The sequence below is a fragment of the Acinetobacter pullicarnis genome, assembly GCF_006352475.1.
GTDB classification, from domain to species: domain Bacteria; phylum Pseudomonadota; class Gammaproteobacteria; order Pseudomonadales; family Moraxellaceae; genus Acinetobacter; species Acinetobacter pullicarnis.
In genome coordinates, this window is the sequence record NZ_VCMZ01000001.1 from 417,205 (window position 1) to 434,212 (window position 17,008).

Sequence of the window (17,008 nt, forward strand, 5' to 3'; positions counted from 1 at the left end):
TCATGTGAACGCACCGAATCACAATACAAGCAAATAACCCGAGTGAAATGACTCGGGTTATTTTTTAATTTTTCATAAAATAGTATTTTAAAAATCTATGAAAATGCGAGGTCTTGATAAGCATCTTGTAATGCACGTTTTGCAGATGGATGGCCTTGGTGAGCTGCTTCATTTAACCAGCGCTCTGCATGAAAATAACTACGATCTAGTCCCAATTGACCATATAAATAACTAATACCCATTTGATATTGTGCTTCTTTATCGCCTCTTAGGGCTGAGCGTAAAGAGTGCCACATTGCATTGCGTCGCGCTGACTCATCCTGCCCACATGCTGTGGTTGAGTGGGATTTAGCGCTGCTAGCATTGCTTTCAGTTGGTGTCGAATGTGTGAGGGTCTGATGCCCCAATTTAGTGTATTTCCTAATGTATTCAAATATACGAATCAACATAGAAACCTCCAAGTTTATCCACAAACAATAAAAGAAATGAGCTCTCTTTTAATGTAAGTATAAAGAATTGGGTTGTGAAGCTTTAATTTGTAAGTTGTCAATAAACTTGTGTGTATTTGCTTAGAACAATAATTAAGCAAATGTTAATTGAGTGGCTTTTAAGTAACTTTCTCTGAGATGTAATTTTATTACGTAAAGCTAAGTTGTTATATTGAGTTAAATTTAAATTGGGCTCTGTATGTGAAGCGTGCAAGCATTTTTATGATGGTTTTAATGTTGTTATTCATGTTTCAAGGTATTTGGAATGTGGCGGCAGCATTTTGTGCGCATGAAAGTGTTATTAGTGTTACAAGTCAGCATGCAACACACTTTGGTCATCATCAGAGCCAGAGTTGTGATTTGGCATCAGATACCCAGCAACAAAAAACAAAAGTATTCGCGGATAAGCCTGTGGTGGCAGATCGTTTGCTGAGTTTCTTAGAGGATCATCATGATCATCTACCTTCATTTTCCCATTTCATTATGGTAGACGATTATAAGGAAACTGAGCAAACTTTTTTTAATCATTATATTCAAAATAAATTATTTGATTGGGACTGTTTTTATCAGTCACCACACTTAGGTTTGCTTAATCCACCACCTGAATTGATACCGCTATTTGCGGGATAGCCTAAAAATAAGCCCGCTACTCTATTTAATTTAGCGAGGACATAATAATGTCAAAAAAAATACCAGATACTTTGGTACAACCTATATCCATATCATCAACGTTTTCTATTCGAGCGATTGCTACAGCATGCGGTTTAGTTTTTGGGGTAATCATCGTCATTGCCAGTCCATCAACCTGGGCGGAAAATGCAAAGCAAAACTTAACATTGGTACAAGCGATTGAGAATGTTAAGAATTATCAAAAGAAGCAAGGTGTTTGGCAGACACAACAGGATATTGCGGAAGCCAATTTGAAACAGTCTAGACTTTGGTCAAATCCTAGTTTAACGGTTGAGCAAACGGGGTTTAAATCGAATCAAGATAAAGAGCTTTCAGTCGGTATATCGCAACCACTCGACCTGTTTGGTCAGCGCAAAGCCAATTATGCTTTGGCTCAACTAAGTCAATCCCAGAGCCAGTTAAGTCAGCGGATTTATACAGCGCAAATGGACTTGGTGGTGAAATATCTCTGGTCGCAGTTGGCGATTTTTGAGTTGGAACGAGATGTGGTTGTTGAGCAATTACAAGTCAGTAAAGAAAACTTAGAAGCATTAGAGAAACGTTATAAGGCAGGCAGCATTGCACAGGTAGACGTTGATCGTGTACGGATGTCTTATGAGGAAAATGTACGCTTGTACCATCAGGCTGATTTGCAGTTACAGGTTGCGACGCAGCAATTAAGTAACTTGTGGGGAGAGGCGGATAAAAAGATTAAAATTGGCTTAACGACTCAAGCGCTTTGGCCGAGTGCGACATCGAAGCAGGTCCAGCAATATTTAACTGAAAATTTAGTTGAGAAATCGCGTCAGCTGCAGGTACTTGAAGCTAAGGCAAATGTAGATTATTTGAAGGCGCAAGCACGTCCAAATCCAACCGTGAACTTGGGGGTAAATAATACGCGCTCCCCAGAAACTGCAACTGAAAATCAAATCGCATTGGGCGTTTCGATTCCGCTAAATATTTTTAATCGTAATCAATATGGCATAAAAATAGCGGAAGCAAAGCAAGCCTTACTGGATCGTCAGCAACAATTCTACTTGCAACAAAATACGTTAGAAATCGGTACTTTACTAACTGATTTGCAGGGCTTGGACTTTCAGTTTAAGCAAGTAGAGCAATCGCAGATTCCATTGGCAATCAATGTGCAGAAAAAAACCTTACAAGGCTTTGCTGCAGGTAAGTTTGCAGTCGCTGATGTACAGCAAGCCACAATGCAATTGCAGGATATTCGTATGCGTAAAGTGCAGCTGCTCAAAGATGCATGGCAACGTGCCATTGAAGCAGAAAGCTTAAGCCTTGGTATCGAGCCAAGCCAAGTTATGGCGAAGGATGCATTATCACAAATTAATCAGGCACTTTGGCAACAAACGCAGGCAATGCCTGTTATTGGTGGGATGAACTAAGATGAAAATAATGAAACGACAGCTTGGCAAAGTAACGCAGCCGATTTTAATTGTGATTGTTTTGGTGGTTATTGCCTTGCTCAGTATCGCTTTGCTTTGGTCTGGTAAAAATAAGAATGCAGGAAAAGCTGAGGCAGAATCAGAAGGTACGGCAAAAGTAGAAGGGCAGGCAGCAACGGAAGAGTCTGAGGAGGGAGTGGAGCTTACGCCTGAGCAAATGACCGAGCAGGGGATTAAACTGGCCACAGTCGCGCTAGGAGATGTGGTCTCAAGCAATAGCTTTCCTGCCAAGCTGGTGGTGAATACCGATCGTCAAGCCCATGTTTCACCTAACTTTAGCGGTCGGGTTGAGTCGGTGAATGTTGATCTTGGTCAATATGTGAAAAAAGGTCAGGTCTTGGCCAGTTTATTGGTACCTGATGTAGTTGATCAGCAATCAAATTTGAAAATAGCACAATCAACGTTAGAACTTGCCAGACAAGATTATGAGCGTGAAAAACAACTGTGGTCGCAAGGCGTATCTGCCAAACAAGATTATCAACGTGCTTCGAATGCTTATCAACAAGCACAAATTCAGGTTCAGGCTGCACGTGCACGTTTATCTGCTTTTGGAGTCAATCTGGGTTCGAATGGTCGCTATGTCCTGACTGCACCAATTTCTGGGGTAGTGAGTCAAAAAGATGTGGTGGTTGGTGAAAATGTGCAGTTGGCCAGTCAGCTTTTTATTATCGATCAGCTCGATAAATTGTGGCTTGAGTTTATTATTCCAAGCAATGACCTAACTCAAATTGCACCAAATCAAATTTTAGATTTCAAATCGCTGCAAACTGGAAACGCCTTTAAAGCGCAAGTACAAACCTTGAGTGCAGAAGCAGATGCACAAACCGGTCGTTTGCAAGTTCGTGCCAAAGTTTTGTCAGAAGCACCAGAATTGCGTCCAAACTTGATGGTCAGTATTGAATTACGTCAAGCACAGCAAAGCCAGGCCTTACGTGTATCTAAGGATGCTGTGCAACAAGTCGAAGGAAAAGATGTGGTTTTTGTCGCAACAATGCATGGCAAAAATGTTGAATTTACCCCAACACCGATTGAGATTGGTCGTCGTTCTAGTGATGGTTTGTGGGTTGAAGTGAAAAGTGGTTTGAAGGCTGGGCAGCGTTATGTTGGGCCGGGCAGTTTCCTTTTGAAATCTGAATTAGAAAAAGGAGAGGCAGCGCATGGGCATTGATCAGGATCAAGATAAATTAGATTCCACTGCAGAAATGCCGCCTCCAGCAGGTTTATTTGATCGAATTATTCAGTTTTCGATTAAGAATGCGATTTGGGTGATGCTATTTGTGGTGGCGTGGATTGCCATCGGGATTTGGAGTTATCAAAAACTGCCGATTGATGCCGTACCAGATATTACCAATGTTCAAGTACAGGTGAATACTCAGGCCAATGGGTTTACGGCATTAGAGGTTGAGCAACGAATTACTTATCCGATTGAAACAGCCATGGCAGGCATGCCAAAGTTGCAGCAAACACGCTCTATTTCTCGTTATGGTTTGTCGCAAGTCACGATTATATTTAATGAGGGGACCGATATTTATTGGGCAAGGCAGCAGATTAATCAGCGCTTGCAAGAAGCCCAAGAAGCATTGCCTGAGAATATTGCTCCCACCATGTCACCGGTGTCGACAGGATTGGGGGAGATTTACCAATGGGTGGTGAAGGCTGATCCGAAGGCGAGAAAGCCAGATGGACAGCCATATACAGCAATGGATTTACGTGAAATTCAGGACTGGGTGATTCGTCCACAATTACAACGAGTCGATGGGGTTGCAGAGGTTAATAGTATCGGTGGATACAATAAAACTTATGTGGTATCTCCAGATCTAAAGCGTTTACAGCAATTGCAAATACCATTGAGTGATTTGCAAACGGCACTTGAGTTGAACAATGAAAACCGCGGTGCAGGTTTTATGGAAGACAATGGTCAGCAGCTCACGGTGCGTGTGCCGGGAACCTTGAATAATGTTAAAGATATAGAAAATGTTTCGATTACAACCAAAAGTGGTTTCCCCGTTCGGGTTGCCGATGTTGCAACGGTATCGATTGGGCATGACTTACGTACTGGCGCTGCCACTTATAATGGTGAGGAAACGGTACTCGGCATTGTCATGATGATGATGGGTGAAAATAGTCGTACTGTTGCCCGCGGTGTTGATACAAAAATTCAGGAGATTCAAAAGACCTTACCCAAAGGGGTGGTGATTGAAACGGTGTACGACCGTACCGATCTGGTTGAACGTGCGATTGCGACTGTACAAAAGAATTTGGTTGAGGGTGCCATCCTCGTTATTGTGATTTTGTTTTTATTTTTAGGAAATTTCCGCGCAGCACTGATTACCGCCTGTGTGATTCCATTGTCGATGTTATTTACGCTGAGTGGCATGGCACAACAACGAATTAGTGCCAATCTGATGAGCCTAGGCGCATTGGATTTCGGGATTATTGTGGATGGTGCGGTGGTGATTGTTGAAAACTGTATTCGACGGTTAGCTGAATACCAGCATCAAGTTGGGCGCAAGCTCACCAAACAAGAACGCTTTAAGGAAGTATTTTTGGCGGCAAAACAGGCCAGACGTCCGCTTATTTTTGGGCAATTAATCATTTTGGTGGTGTACTTGCCAATTTTCGCTTTGTCTGGTGTGGAGGCGAAATTATTCCATCCAATGGCGGCAACCGTGGTTTTTGCCTTGGTCGGTGCCATGATCTTATCGATTACGTTTGTCCCCGCCGCTGTTGCCATGTTTGTGACAGGTGAAGTGAAAGAGAAAGAAAGTAAATGGATGTTGTGGTTGAAGCGTCGCTATGAAAATCTGCTCGATTGGGCATATCAGTTTAAATATTTGGTGTTGACGCTTGCGCTCAGTATTTTGTTTTTAACTGGTATTTTAACCACGCAGATGGGCAGTGAGTTTGCACCGCAATTGAGTGAAGGTGATTTTGCAGTACAGCAAATGCGTTCACCAAGTACCGGTTTAGAACAGTCATTGCGGATGCAGGAAAATACCGAAAAGATTTTATTGCAAAAATTTCCAGAGATTAAATCAATCTTTGCGCGTACCGGAACTGCAGAAGTTGCGACAGATGTGATGCCACCCAATATTTCGGATGGTTTTGTATTGTTAAAACCACAGAAAGAGTGGCCAAATCCATCTGAAAAACTTGAAGATCTTCGTACTCGTATGGAGGCGTTCTTGGAGACCTTGCCGGGCAATAATAGTGAGTTTTCACAACCGATTGAGCTGCGATTTAATGAGCTGATTTCAGGGGTGCGGAGTGACCTTGGTGTGAAAGTATTTGGGGATGATATGGATGTGCTGAACCGTGAAGCACAGCGTATTGCTAAACAAATACAGGAGGTTACAGGCGCTACTGCAGTCAATGTCGAGCAAACCAGTGGTTTACCTCTGCTGAATGTTGATGTGGATCATGCCTTGGCTGCGCAATATGGTCTTTCGGTCCGTGCAATTCAAGACTTGGTTTCTGCCAGTGTTGGTGGTCAAAATGTAGGGCAAATTTTACAGGGTGATCGTCGTTTTGATTTTGTGATCCGTCTTGATGATGTACAGCGCACCCCGCAACAATTGGCAGTTTTGCCGATTCAATTGCCAAATGGTGGTTTGATTCAACTACAAGATGTCGCCAAGGTTGAGAATATCTTGGGGCTTAATCAGGTGAGTCGCGAAAATGGTAAGCGCCGTGTTGTGGTTACGGCCAATGTTAATGGGCGCGACTTGGGGTCTTTTGTTTCTGAAATTCAAAATAAGCTTGCAAAACAGGAGTTACCAGCAGGTTATTGGATTGAATACGGTGGCCAATTTGAAAATATGGCTTCTGCGACGGCACGTATGCAGTTGGTCGTGCCATTGGCGTTGATTACGATTTTTATTCTGTTGATGGCGGTATTCCATAACTTTAAAGAGAGTTTATTGGTCTTTAGTGGTGTGCCTTTTGCGCTATGTGGTGGATTGGTTGCCTTGTGGCTACGAGATATTCCATTGTCGATGTCTGCGGGGGTTGGTTTTATTGCGCTCTCTGGGGTTGCGGTGTTGAATGGTCTGGTGATGCTGACCTTTATTAAAGAGCTCCGAGAGACCATGGAAATCCAATCCGCAATTTGGTTGGGGGCAATTCTGCGACTTAGACCGGTATTGATGACGGCTTGTGTTGCTTCACTTGGCTTTATTCCGATGGCTTTGGCCACGGGCACAGGTGCAGAAGTGCAACGTCCATTGGCAACAGTGGTGATTGGTGGGATTATTTCATCAACATTGCTAACTTTGGTGTTGCTGCCAGTGATTTATCGTTGGATGAATGAACCGAAAAAACCGAAAATCAAGGCACCATCAAAATCAAAAATAGCACCACTATAAGGGTGCTGCGCATAACGGATTGCGATCTGTTATGCGCTGATTACTTTAAAAAAAGTGTATGGCGATTTTATTAATAAGACCAAGCCATGCAGGATGAGGAGATGACTGATGAGTGGACAACATGAGCATAGCCATGCTGTAGTCACCAAAACCAATATTAAAAAACTAACCTTCGCTTTAATCATGACTGCAAGCTTTTTAGTGGTCGAAGTTGTTGCGGGCATCATGACGCAAAGTTTGGCGCTCCTGTCGGATGCAGCGCATATGTTTACCGATGCTGCTGCGCTAGCAATCGCATTGGTTGCGATTAAGGTGGCACAACGCCCAGCAGACAATAAGCGTACCTTTGGTTATCAACGTTTTGAGATTTTGGCGGCTTTATTTAATGCATCCATGCTGTTTATGGTGGCGATGTATATTTTATATGAAGCTTATCAACGGATTAACAATCCACCTGAGATTCAAAGTATCGGCATGTTAGTCGTGGCAACATTGGGGCTGATGATTAATTTAATCTCAATGAAAATGCTGTATTCAAATTCAAAAGAAAGTTTAAATATTAAGGGTGCCTATTTAGAGGTGCTGAGTGATGCTTTGGGCTCAGTGGGCGTTATTATTGGTGCGATTACCATTTACTTTACCCAGTGGTATTGGGTCGATACGGTGATTGCGGTGTTAATCGGTTTTTGGGTGTTGCCACGAACTTGGATTTTATTAAAACAAAGTATCAATATTTTATTGGAAGGTGTGCCAGATGAAATTGATATCGAAAAGCTCCGCCTCGATATTTTAGCGTTAACCGGAGTGGAAAGTATTCACCAATTAAAAATCTGGGCCATTAGTTCTAAGAATATTCATTTGACCGTACATTTGTATGCGCCACAGGTAGACCGCACTGATTTACATCGGGCGGCATTTGATATGTTGTCACATCAATATGCGATTACAGAAATGACGCTGCAAATCGAAGATCGTGATTGTATTGAAGAATATGAGCAACGACATCAAGCACAAAAAATATAAGCAAAAACAGTAGATTCGAGCAATATGCTGCAATCAACAGCAAAGTGACAGCCAAAAAAATACTGCCTCATTGGGAGGCAGCATTTTTGAATGATTGGCTTAAGTATTGGGTCTGAATATTGAGTTTTATTTGTCCTTAGACATGCCACTCATTATGGCATTCTCTACATTTCCACTCTTTATTCGAAGACATAAATGCCTGCATAGAAATTTTAAAATTGGGTAAATCACGCCAGAAGAAAAGACCGGCAATGACTGAAATACCAAAGACGACTACGGTAGCGATCTGTAGTTTAGGGCCAGTACCATTACCAAAGATCCACATGGTAATACTGGTCAGTGCTAGAAAGAGTAAAATAAAGATAGCTGGAATTAAAACGACAAGACTTTTAGGAACCACAGGGCGCGCTGTTGTGTCACTGTTGGCATTGGCAAGCGGCATGATTTTTGGACTTTGACATTTTGGGCAACGATATTGCATTTGAACTCCAGATCTTTAATTTCAATATAATTTTAGCCAATTATTATTTAAATCAAAAATTATAATCAATAAAAAAAGCCACTGACTTTAATGCGATCAGTGGCTTTCTGTAATTTGGCGTCCCTACGGGGATTCGAACCCCGGTTACCGCCGTGAAAGGGCGATGTCCTAGGCCTCTAGACGATAGGGACGGATCGAGGCATTAGCAACACAGGTTGAGGATGGTGGAGCCAAGCAGGATCGAACTGCTGACCTCTACAATGCCATTGTAGCGCTCTACCAACTGAGCTATGGCCCCAGTCTGTGTGTGCGCAATTCTAGGATGATTGTACACACACGTCAATAAAAAACTTAATTAAGCTTCATCAATTGCGTTATTTTTCGGCAATTTAAGTGAATCATTCAGTTTTTCCCAGATTTTTAGTTCTTTTTTACTCGGTCCACCAACAATAGACAGTGCATGACGTAATCGTGCAAAGCTTAAATCAGGACCAATGGTGACCATCGATTGCATGACTGGCGTTGAGCTGGTTGAACCTGCAATCGCAATAAAAAAGCTTGGCATAAAGTCACGTAGCTTGATTTCCATCTGGGTTGCCAGATCCATTAATGTTTGACTAACGGTATCGTTATTCCAACTCATTAAGCTTTCAAGGCGCCAAATTGCAAATTGCAGGCTTTGACGAACTTGTTCTTCGCTCAGTTTTTTACTCTCAAATTGCGCTTTTTCAATGTGTGGAAATTGATTGAAATAGAATCCAGCCCAATTTACGGCTTCAGAAAGTAATTGAATACGCGGTTGAATTGCAGCTGCAATCTGTTCGAGCGTATTACGATCTGATTTCCATGTGAGTAAACGGTCAAGCAGCGCGGCAGGTGTTAGACCTTTAATCCACTGACCATTAAGCCAGTTGAGTTTTTCCACATCAAAAATTGGACCACCCAAAGACACACGTTGAATATCAAAATGTTCAATCATGTCATCTAAGCCAAACTGTTCACGCTCATCAGGCATAGACCAACCCATACGACCCAGATAGTTCAACAGTGCTTCTGGGAAAACACCAATATCTTTGTAGTAGTTAATCGAAGTCGGGTTTTTACGTTTAGATAATTTAGATTTGTCTGGATTACGCAATAAAGGCATGTGACATAAGACGGGCATGTCCCAACCAAAATATTGATAAAGTAATTGATGTTTCGGTGCAGATGGAATCCATTCTTCGCCACGAATTACATGGGTAATTTCCATGAGATGATCATCAACCACATTGGCAAGATGATAGGTCGGTAAACCATCTGTTTTAAGCAGAATTTGCATATCCACTTGTGCCCAAGGAATTTCAACCTCACCACGGAGTAGGTCGTTGAATTTACATACGCCTTCCGTTGGAATTTTCATACGAATCACATGCGCTTCGCCTGCTTCTAAACGGCGTGTGACTTCTTCTTGTGACAGTTTTAGGCCGCGGCCATCATAACCTGGCATTTCACCACGCGCTTGTTGTTCAGCACGCATTTGGTCAAGTTCTTCACTGCTGGCAAAGCAATAAAATGCATGGCCTTTTTCAACCAATTCCAAAGCATACTGTTTGTAAATATGCATTCGTTCTGATTGGCGGTAAGGGGCATGAGGGCCACCGATATCAGGCCCTTCTGACCAGTTTAGACCAAGCCAACGTAGTGAATCTAAAATCATTTTCTCAGATTCAGGCGTTGAGCGAAGCTGGTCGGTATCTTCAATACGCAAAATAAACTCACCGCCATGCTGTTTTGCAAAGCACAAGTTAAATAATGCGATATAAGCGGTTCCAACATGTGGAAAGCCAGTTGGTGAAGGTGCAATACGAGTACGGACAGTCATAGTAGGCGAGATATCTGTTTATAAAATTAGCGTTATTATAACGAAAAAGCCCAATAGCTTAAGGCTTTAATTCAGCAATAAGCATTGGGCTGGTAAATTCATTGAAGAATTAATTTAGCGCATTAAGAACTTTGTTGTTGAAACAAGCTCTGCAGGATGCGAGAAAAACGTTGATGTTGATCGGCAAGGAAGTTTTGGGTTGGTGCTGTTTTGATCGATGTGTAAATTTTTAACTGATCATTATCGATGGTAAATTTATGCTCACCACGTTTTTGCTGTGACAATGCTTTTTCAATTGGTGTTTGTTTTTCAACAATAGCGATGGCGGGTGTAGGGTTGGTGGTTGTTTTTACAGTGTTTTTTAGTGTTGCAGCTTGAGCGGTGTGTAGACCTGCTAGGCTCAGGCTGAGTAGCAAAATTTTTAAAAATTGTATATTCATTGCGAGCATTCCCCTAAAATTGATTTTTTCTTTTTTCGCTCAATACTTTATCTTGAGCTATCGTTGTTAGTCACAAAAGATTGAAATCATAAGTTGTTCATTACGAACAATAAAACGGACTAGATTGAAGCAATATTTTTATAGGTCTCAAATCACCCTAATTACATTTTTATAAAGATTATCTAAACAATATGTATAAAAATGTAATTTAATCATATTAGCATTTAATTAAGTAAACGCTATCATTTTTTTTGCAGTCTTTATAAATAAAAAATATATATAGATAAATCAATATCTTATATTTGGCTCTCATCTGCTATTGCGAGGCGTTTAAATTGCAGCAATGCGCGTTATTTCATATAGTGAAGCCAAATTGAGCTTGAAGATGAATAATTGTGAAAATAAATGTAAAAACGCTCGTAAGTGCAGTGTTATTGATAACTGGGTTGGCAACAACAACGACTGCAGTACAGGCTGCTGATCGTGAATTTTTAAACGTTTCTTATGATGCGACACGTGAGTTTTATGACGAGTTTAATCAGTCATTTGGTAACTATTGGAAGAGCCGCACGGGTCATGCAGTGAAATTTAAACAATCACATGGTGGATCGGGAAAACAAGCGCGTGCTGTCGTGGATGGTTTGAAAGCGGATGTCGTGACGCTGGCTTTGGCAAATGATATTGATGAAATTGCTAAATCAGGTCAAATTGACAAAGACTGGCAAAAACAATTTCCTCATAATTCTGCACCCTATACTTCAACCATCGTCTTTATGGTGCGCAAGGGCAATCCCAAAAATATTAAAGACTGGGCAGACTTAGCACGTCCAGGCGTACAAATTATTACGCCAAATCCGAAGACAGGCGGCTTGCCACGTTGGATTTACTTGTCTGCTTGGGGCTATGCTTTGAAACAGCCAGCGGGTAATGAAGCTAAGGCGCGAGAGTTTGTCTCGAAGATGTACCACAATGTGACCGTGATGGACCCCGCAGCGCGAGGTTCAATGACTACATTTGCGGAACGCGGCATGGGTGATGTGTTGCTGACCTGGGAAAATGAAGCTTTAGTCTCAGTAAAAAACCAAGGTAAAAATAAATTCGATATTATTTATCCTTCAATTTCTATTTTGACGGAGCCTTCGGTTGCGATTGTGAACAAGACTGTCGATAAAAATGGCAATAAATGGTTAGCGACGGGCTATATCAATTATCTCTATTCGCCATTGGGGCAGGACATGGCCGCACGCTATTATTATCGCCCACGAAATCCACAGATTTTGGCGAAATATGCTGCTCAATTTCCGACCTTAAAAACCTTTACCATTGATGATGTTTTTGGTGGTTGGGCGAAAGCACAACAAACCCATTTTTCCAATGGTGGTGTGTTCGATCAAATTTATAATGACAAGCGTTAAACCGATCACTTTAATCTAAGCTGTTAAAAAAACCTCTGATTCAGAGGTTTTTTTTTAGCAATTTGAAAAAATTGATGATTTTCTGATGAAAAGTAATATTTCAGTACAAAAAGTCATTTGGAGCTTTGTTAAAACAGAGTGATAATGCGTAGCTATATTTTGCTTGAATTGAATTTAAAATTATGTCCCATATTTCTGTATTACTACATGAAACTGTTGATGCTTTGCTTGCAGATCGCAATACAGGAATTTACATTGATGGGACCTTTGGGCGTGGCGGACATAGCCGATTATTGCTTGCTAAATTAGATAAAAATTCACGAGTTTATGCATTCGATAAAGACCCCCAAGCACTGGCAACAGGTGCTGAACTTGAACAGCAAGATCCCCGTTTTAAAATTATTCATGCCAGCTTTGCTGATCTACAAATTGTGCTACAGCAACACGGTATTGAGCAGGTCGATGGCATTATGGCTGACTTGGGCGTGTCTTCCCCACAGTTGGATCAGGCAGAGCGCGGCTTTAGCTTTATGAATAGTGGTCCACTAGATATGCGTATGGACAATTCTCAAGGGCAAACGGCTGCAGAATGGTTGATGGAAGTGGATGAAACTCATTTGGCCAACGTTATTTTTCAATATGGTGAAGAACGTTATAGTCGAAGAATTGCCAAAGCCATTAAAAATGCAGGCTATATGGCAACCACCGCTGAATTGGCCGAAGTAGTTAAAGTTGCCCATCCAAAATGGGAAAAGCATAAACATGCTGCGACGCGTACATTCCAAGCGATTCGTATTGAAATTAATAAAGAATTAGAAGATATACAGCTTTTTTTACCACAGGCGGTAAACTTACTAAAACCTGAAGCACGTTTGGCTGTGATTAGTTTCCATTCACTGGAAGATCGCTTGATTAAGCAGTTTATTCAAAAGGAATCGACACTGCCAGAAGATCACTCTTGGGGCATGCCACAAAAAATCCAAGATACACGCCGACTTAAAAAAATTGATCGCATTCGCGCCAGTGAGGCAGAAGTCAAAGAAAACCCACGTTCACGTAGTGCTTGGTTAAGAGTTGCTGAGCGACTTGCTTAAACGGCAAAAACGGTTATAAAGGCTGAACATGAAAGTAGAAGATATCACAGCAACGGTAAATCCGTTGTTTTTGAAGAAAATCTTTGTTTATGGTGTTTTGATTATCGCAATTTTGGTGAGCGCTTTTATGGTGGTCATGCAGGTATTTACTTATCGGCATGATTTTCGTGAATTGAGCTCGCATTTGCGAGAAAAAGAAGATCTAAATGCCGAATGGGGACGCTTGGTGATTGAGCAGCAAACCTTTGGTGCAACTGCGCAAATTGGTAGTCGTGCAGTCACACAACTGCGTATGTATTCTCCGCCTGCTGCACAAACCGTTGTGATCTCATTACCCTCAGAAACAGAACAAAAGAAATAAGGTCCGTGCATGCTTGATAAACGTAAAAAAACCACGCGTAAGGTACAAAAGTCGATTTCAGCGAAGCCATCGCTTGAACTCGATATGTGGCGTTTTTATTTGATGTGGGGCATTGTACTGCTGTGCTTCGCAGGTCTTGTCGGGCGTGCTTTCTATGTGCAAGTGGTAAATAAAGACTTTTTACAGAACAAAGCCAATGCCAACATATTAAGAACCTCAAAACTGACAGCTATGCGCGGTGTAATTAATGACCGTAATGGGGTGCCATTGGCCATTAGTACCCCGATTATGAAAGTGGTTATTGATCCACGTGATTATTTTGAGACCAAAGCAGAGTTTGAGCATGTCACTGCGGAACTGAAAAAGCAGCCGAATAGCCGTAAGCTCAAATTACAGCTCACCAAGAAGAATCTAAATTTAGATGAGCTGGCTGATGCTGTCGGTATTGATCGTGCTGATTTGAAAAAGAAAATTCATGAACACCCCCGTTCTCGTTATTTGGTACTTAAAAAAGAAGTGCCACCACCACAAGCTGATCTTATTATTCAGCGCGGTTTTGCTGGGGTATATACCGAAAAAACCTATAAGCGTTACTATCCGCAACCACAAGCAAATGCACAGATTATTGGCTTAACCAATAGTGAAGGCACAGGGATTGAAGGCTTGGAAATGCAGCTGAATAAACGCTTGGCTGGTGTAAATGGTGAGCAAAAAATTGTTCGCGATAAGCAAGGCAATAGCGTTAAAACACCTGAGGTAATCAAAGAAGTGACTGCGGGTGAGAATATTACCTTGAGTATTGATTCGCGCTTACAGTATTTGATGTATCGTGAATTGACCGCAGTGGGGGTTGCCAATAGCGCACGTTCAGCCTCTGCGATTGCAGTCGATGTGAAAACAGGTGAAATTTTGGCGATGAGCAGTTGGCCATCCTATAACCCAAATGATAAAGACAGCTTAAATAATAAAGATGCGATGCGTAACCGTGGTGCGATTGATATGTTTGAACCTGGTTCAACCATGAAGCCATTTACCGTTGCTGCAGCGCTTGAGAGCGGAAAGTACACGCCAAACTCGGTGATTGTGACCAGTCCTGGCTCAATGCGGATTGGTAATCACACCATTCGCGATACGCATAACTATGGTTCTCTTACCGTCACGGGCGTGATTGTTAAGTCTTCCAACGTGGGTTCTGCGAAAATTGCACTTTCAATGCCTTACTCAACCTTACCAACCTTCTTTAAACGGATTGGTTTTGGTCAACGCTCTGATGTGAAATTCCCCGGTGAAAGTGGCGGTTTAATTTTACCGCCAAGTAAATGGAATGTTTCAGAAGTTGGAACCATGGCTTATGGTTATGGGATCAACGCAACCATGTTGCAGCTGGCACAAGGTTATGCCATGTTGGGTAACCATGGGGTGAAAAATCCACTGAGCTTGTATAAGCTGGATGGTCAGCCGAAAGGTGAACAAGTACTGCAACCGAAGATTGCAGATGAAGTTTTACTGATGTTAGAACAAGTCACTTTACCGGGTGGCACAGCCAAACAAGCGGTGATTCCAGGTTATCGTGTGGGTGGTAAAACAGGAACAGCGCATAAATTACGTCCAGACCATCGTGGTTATTCAACAACCGAATATCGTGCCTTGTTTGCTGGTGTGGCACCGATTAGTAATCCACGCTTGGCTGTGATTGTCGTGGTGGAAAATCCGCGTGGACAATATTATGGTGGCTTGGTTGCTGCCCCAGTATTTGCGCGCTTTATGCAAGAGTCACTGCGCTTATTGAATGTGCCATTAGACAAACCCTTAGATACTGCAAACGCTGTAAGATGAGTCCGTTATGAAGATTAGTTTTCAAGATATTTATCCAGTTGCAGCCGCACAACCGTGGATGTCTGTTCCTTTTCAAGGCTTTAGCCTCGATAGTCGACAGGTGCAAGCGGGACAAATTTTTATTGCTTTAAATAGCTATAGCCAAGCAGATAAAACCCAACAATTTGCACAAGCTGCCTTAGATGCAGGCGCAATTGCAGTGATTAGCGAAACAGCGCTCGGGCTTACACAAAATTGGGTTTGTCCTGAGCTGCGCCAATGGATGGGTGTTTGGCAAAATGACTACCTCAGCAAACAGCAAAATAGCAAAGCTTTGCCTGTGCTTGCTGTGACTGGAACCAATGGTAAAACCACGATTGCACGTATTGTGGCTGAACTATTGGTGTTGTCTGGACAACGTTGTGCGGTAATGGGCACCACAGGGAATGGAATTTTACCTGAGCTTGAAGCCTCCAGTCATACCACCTTGGATGCGTTGCATTTACAACAGTTATTATTTGAATATAAAGCCAAAGGGGCCGACTTTGCCGCGATTGAAGCCAGTTCGCATGGTTTGGAGCAAGGGCGTCTGAATGGTTGCGATATTCAAATTGCTGCCTATAGTAATTTGAGCCGTGATCATCTTGATTATCATGGAACCTTTGAAGCTTATGCAGAAGCAAAAGCGCGCTTGTTTCGTTTCACCAGTTTAAAAGTTGCGATTATTAATGCTGATGATCCACACGCTACGGTGATGTTGGATGCGGTCAGTCATAATTCTGCCCACCCGAAGGTACTCACTTATTCCACGCGTCAAGCGGCTGATTATCAAGTATTTGCGATTCAATATAGTTTGAGTGGTGTCAATTTTCATCTAAAAACCCCCCATGCTGAATACCAAGTGCAGAGTCCATTGTTGGGGCATTTTAATATTGAAAACCTCGTTGCCAGTTTAATTATGGTCGAGCAAACAGGCGTAGATTTAGGGCAACTGATTGCGCATGTGCCAGAAGTCAAAGGGGCACCTGGTCGGATGCAGGTGATTCGTCACGATGAGCGTCTATTTGTGATTGACTATGCACATACGCCAGATGCATTGACTCAGGTCTTGAAAACTTTAAAGCGTCATGTCAATCATCGTTTATGGGCCATTTTTGGTTGTGGCGGTGATCGTGATCGTGGGAAACGTCCATTAATGACCCAATCGGCTTTGGCCTTGGCGGATCAGTTGGTGTTGACCTCAGACAATCCTCGTCATGAGCAGCCAGCCCAGATTTTTGCTGATATGAAAGCCGGTATTGATTTTTCTGCACATGAGATGAAAGAAATTCATGATCGCCGTGAAGCGATTAAATATGCGGTGAAACATGCAGTCGCTGGGGATATTGTGGTCATTGCTGGTAAAGGTCATGAAAATTATCAAGAAATAGAAGGGGTGCGACATTGGTTTGATGACGTTGTTGAGGTGCAAGGCGCCTTAGGTTGTCAGCCACTGGACCCCAATTTAATCTATACCGCGTAGTAGGAAGAT

General features: G+C 42.2%; 14 protein-coding genes and 2 tRNA genes. 10 read left to right on the forward strand and 6 right to left on the reverse strand.

What is annotated here, in order from left to right; genetic code table 11:
• Positions 1 to 95: 95 nt before the first annotated feature.
• The gene (locus FD716_RS01805; RefSeq protein WP_139850664.1) at positions 96 to 449 is read right to left on the reverse strand and encodes an SEL1-like repeat protein; all 354 of its coding nucleotides are present in this window, start codon (positions 447 to 449) and stop codon (positions 96 to 98) included.
• 285 nt (positions 450 to 734) lie between these two features.
• Between FD716_RS01805 and FD716_RS01810 the strand changes: the two genes are divergently transcribed.
• From FD716_RS01810 to FD716_RS01830, 5 genes are all read left to right on the forward strand, one after another.
• On the forward strand, positions 735 to 1,118 hold the full coding sequence (locus tag FD716_RS01810) for a cation efflux protein, CzcI-like (protein WP_139850665.1): 384 nt from the start codon (positions 735 to 737) through the stop codon (positions 1,116 to 1,118).
• A gap of 47 nt (positions 1,119 to 1,165) precedes the next feature.
• On the forward strand, positions 1,166 to 2,560 hold the full coding sequence (locus FD716_RS01815; protein WP_139850666.1) for a TolC family protein: 1,395 nt from the start codon (positions 1,166 to 1,168) through the stop codon (positions 2,558 to 2,560).
• 10 nt (positions 2,561 to 2,570) lie between these two features.
• Positions 2,571 to 3,788, forward strand: a complete 1,218-nt coding sequence (locus tag FD716_RS01820) for an efflux RND transporter periplasmic adaptor subunit (RefSeq protein WP_407641860.1) — start codon at positions 2,571 to 2,573, stop codon at positions 3,786 to 3,788.
• Between the two features lie 34 nt (positions 3,789 to 3,822).
• Entirely contained in the window at positions 3,823 to 6,984 is a 3,162-nt protein-coding gene (locus FD716_RS01825) for an efflux RND transporter permease subunit (RefSeq protein WP_407641911.1), read from the forward strand.
• Between the two features lie 108 nt (positions 6,985 to 7,092).
• Positions 7,093 to 8,007: a cation diffusion facilitator family transporter gene (locus tag FD716_RS01830; protein WP_139850669.1), complete on the forward strand. Its 915-nt coding sequence runs from the start codon at positions 7,093 to 7,095 to the stop codon at positions 8,005 to 8,007.
• Positions 8,008 to 8,143: 136 nt separating this feature from the next.
• On the opposite strand, the gene FD716_RS01835 is transcribed toward FD716_RS01830, so the two are convergent.
• From FD716_RS01835 to FD716_RS01855, 5 genes are all read right to left on the reverse strand, one after another.
• A complete protein-coding gene (locus FD716_RS01835; protein ID WP_139850670.1) occupies positions 8,144 to 8,488 on the reverse strand; it encodes a zinc-ribbon domain-containing protein in 345 nt (114 codons plus the stop codon).
• Positions 8,489 to 8,603: 115 nt separating this feature from the next.
• A tRNA-Glu gene (locus FD716_RS01840) sits at positions 8,604 to 8,679 on the reverse strand.
• A 31-nt stretch (positions 8,680 to 8,710) separates the two neighbouring features.
• Positions 8,711 to 8,786, reverse strand: a tRNA-Ala gene (locus FD716_RS01845).
• A gap of 57 nt (positions 8,787 to 8,843) precedes the next feature.
• Complete coding sequence (gene gltX, locus FD716_RS01850; RefSeq protein ID WP_139850671.1) at positions 8,844 to 10,352, reverse strand: glutamate--tRNA ligase; 1,509 nt, start codon at positions 10,350 to 10,352, stop codon at positions 8,844 to 8,846.
• 122 nt (positions 10,353 to 10,474) lie between these two features.
• Positions 10,475 to 10,792, reverse strand: a complete 318-nt coding sequence (locus FD716_RS01855; RefSeq protein ID WP_139850672.1) for a DUF4179 domain-containing protein — start codon at positions 10,790 to 10,792, stop codon at positions 10,475 to 10,477.
• Positions 10,793 to 11,187: 395 nt separating this feature from the next.
• Between FD716_RS01855 and FD716_RS01860 the strand changes: the two genes are divergently transcribed.
• The 5 genes from FD716_RS01860 (at position 11,188) to FD716_RS01880 (ending at position 16,999) form a co-directional block, all read left to right on the forward strand.
• Complete coding sequence (locus FD716_RS01860; protein ID WP_139850673.1) at positions 11,188 to 12,207, forward strand: sulfate ABC transporter substrate-binding protein; 1,020 nt, start codon at positions 11,188 to 11,190, stop codon at positions 12,205 to 12,207.
• A gap of 182 nt (positions 12,208 to 12,389) precedes the next feature.
• Positions 12,390 to 13,301: a 16S rRNA (cytosine(1402)-N(4))-methyltransferase RsmH gene (gene rsmH, locus FD716_RS01865; protein ID WP_139850674.1), complete on the forward strand. Its 912-nt coding sequence runs from the start codon at positions 12,390 to 12,392 to the stop codon at positions 13,299 to 13,301.
• A 28-nt stretch (positions 13,302 to 13,329) separates the two neighbouring features.
• On the forward strand, positions 13,330 to 13,662 hold the full coding sequence (gene ftsL, locus FD716_RS01870; protein ID WP_139850675.1) for a cell division protein FtsL: 333 nt from the start codon (positions 13,330 to 13,332) through the stop codon (positions 13,660 to 13,662).
• 9 nt (positions 13,663 to 13,671) lie between these two features.
• Positions 13,672 to 15,498: a penicillin-binding protein PBP3 gene (gene ftsI / locus FD716_RS01875; RefSeq protein ID WP_139850676.1), complete on the forward strand. Its 1,827-nt coding sequence runs from the start codon at positions 13,672 to 13,674 to the stop codon at positions 15,496 to 15,498.
• 7 nt (positions 15,499 to 15,505) lie between these two features.
• Positions 15,506 to 16,999, forward strand: coding sequence for a UDP-N-acetylmuramoyl-L-alanyl-D-glutamate--2,6-diaminopimelate ligase (locus FD716_RS01880; RefSeq protein ID WP_139850677.1), 1,494 nt, complete (start codon positions 15,506 to 15,508; stop codon positions 16,997 to 16,999).
• Positions 17,000 to 17,008: the final 9 nt, after the last annotated feature.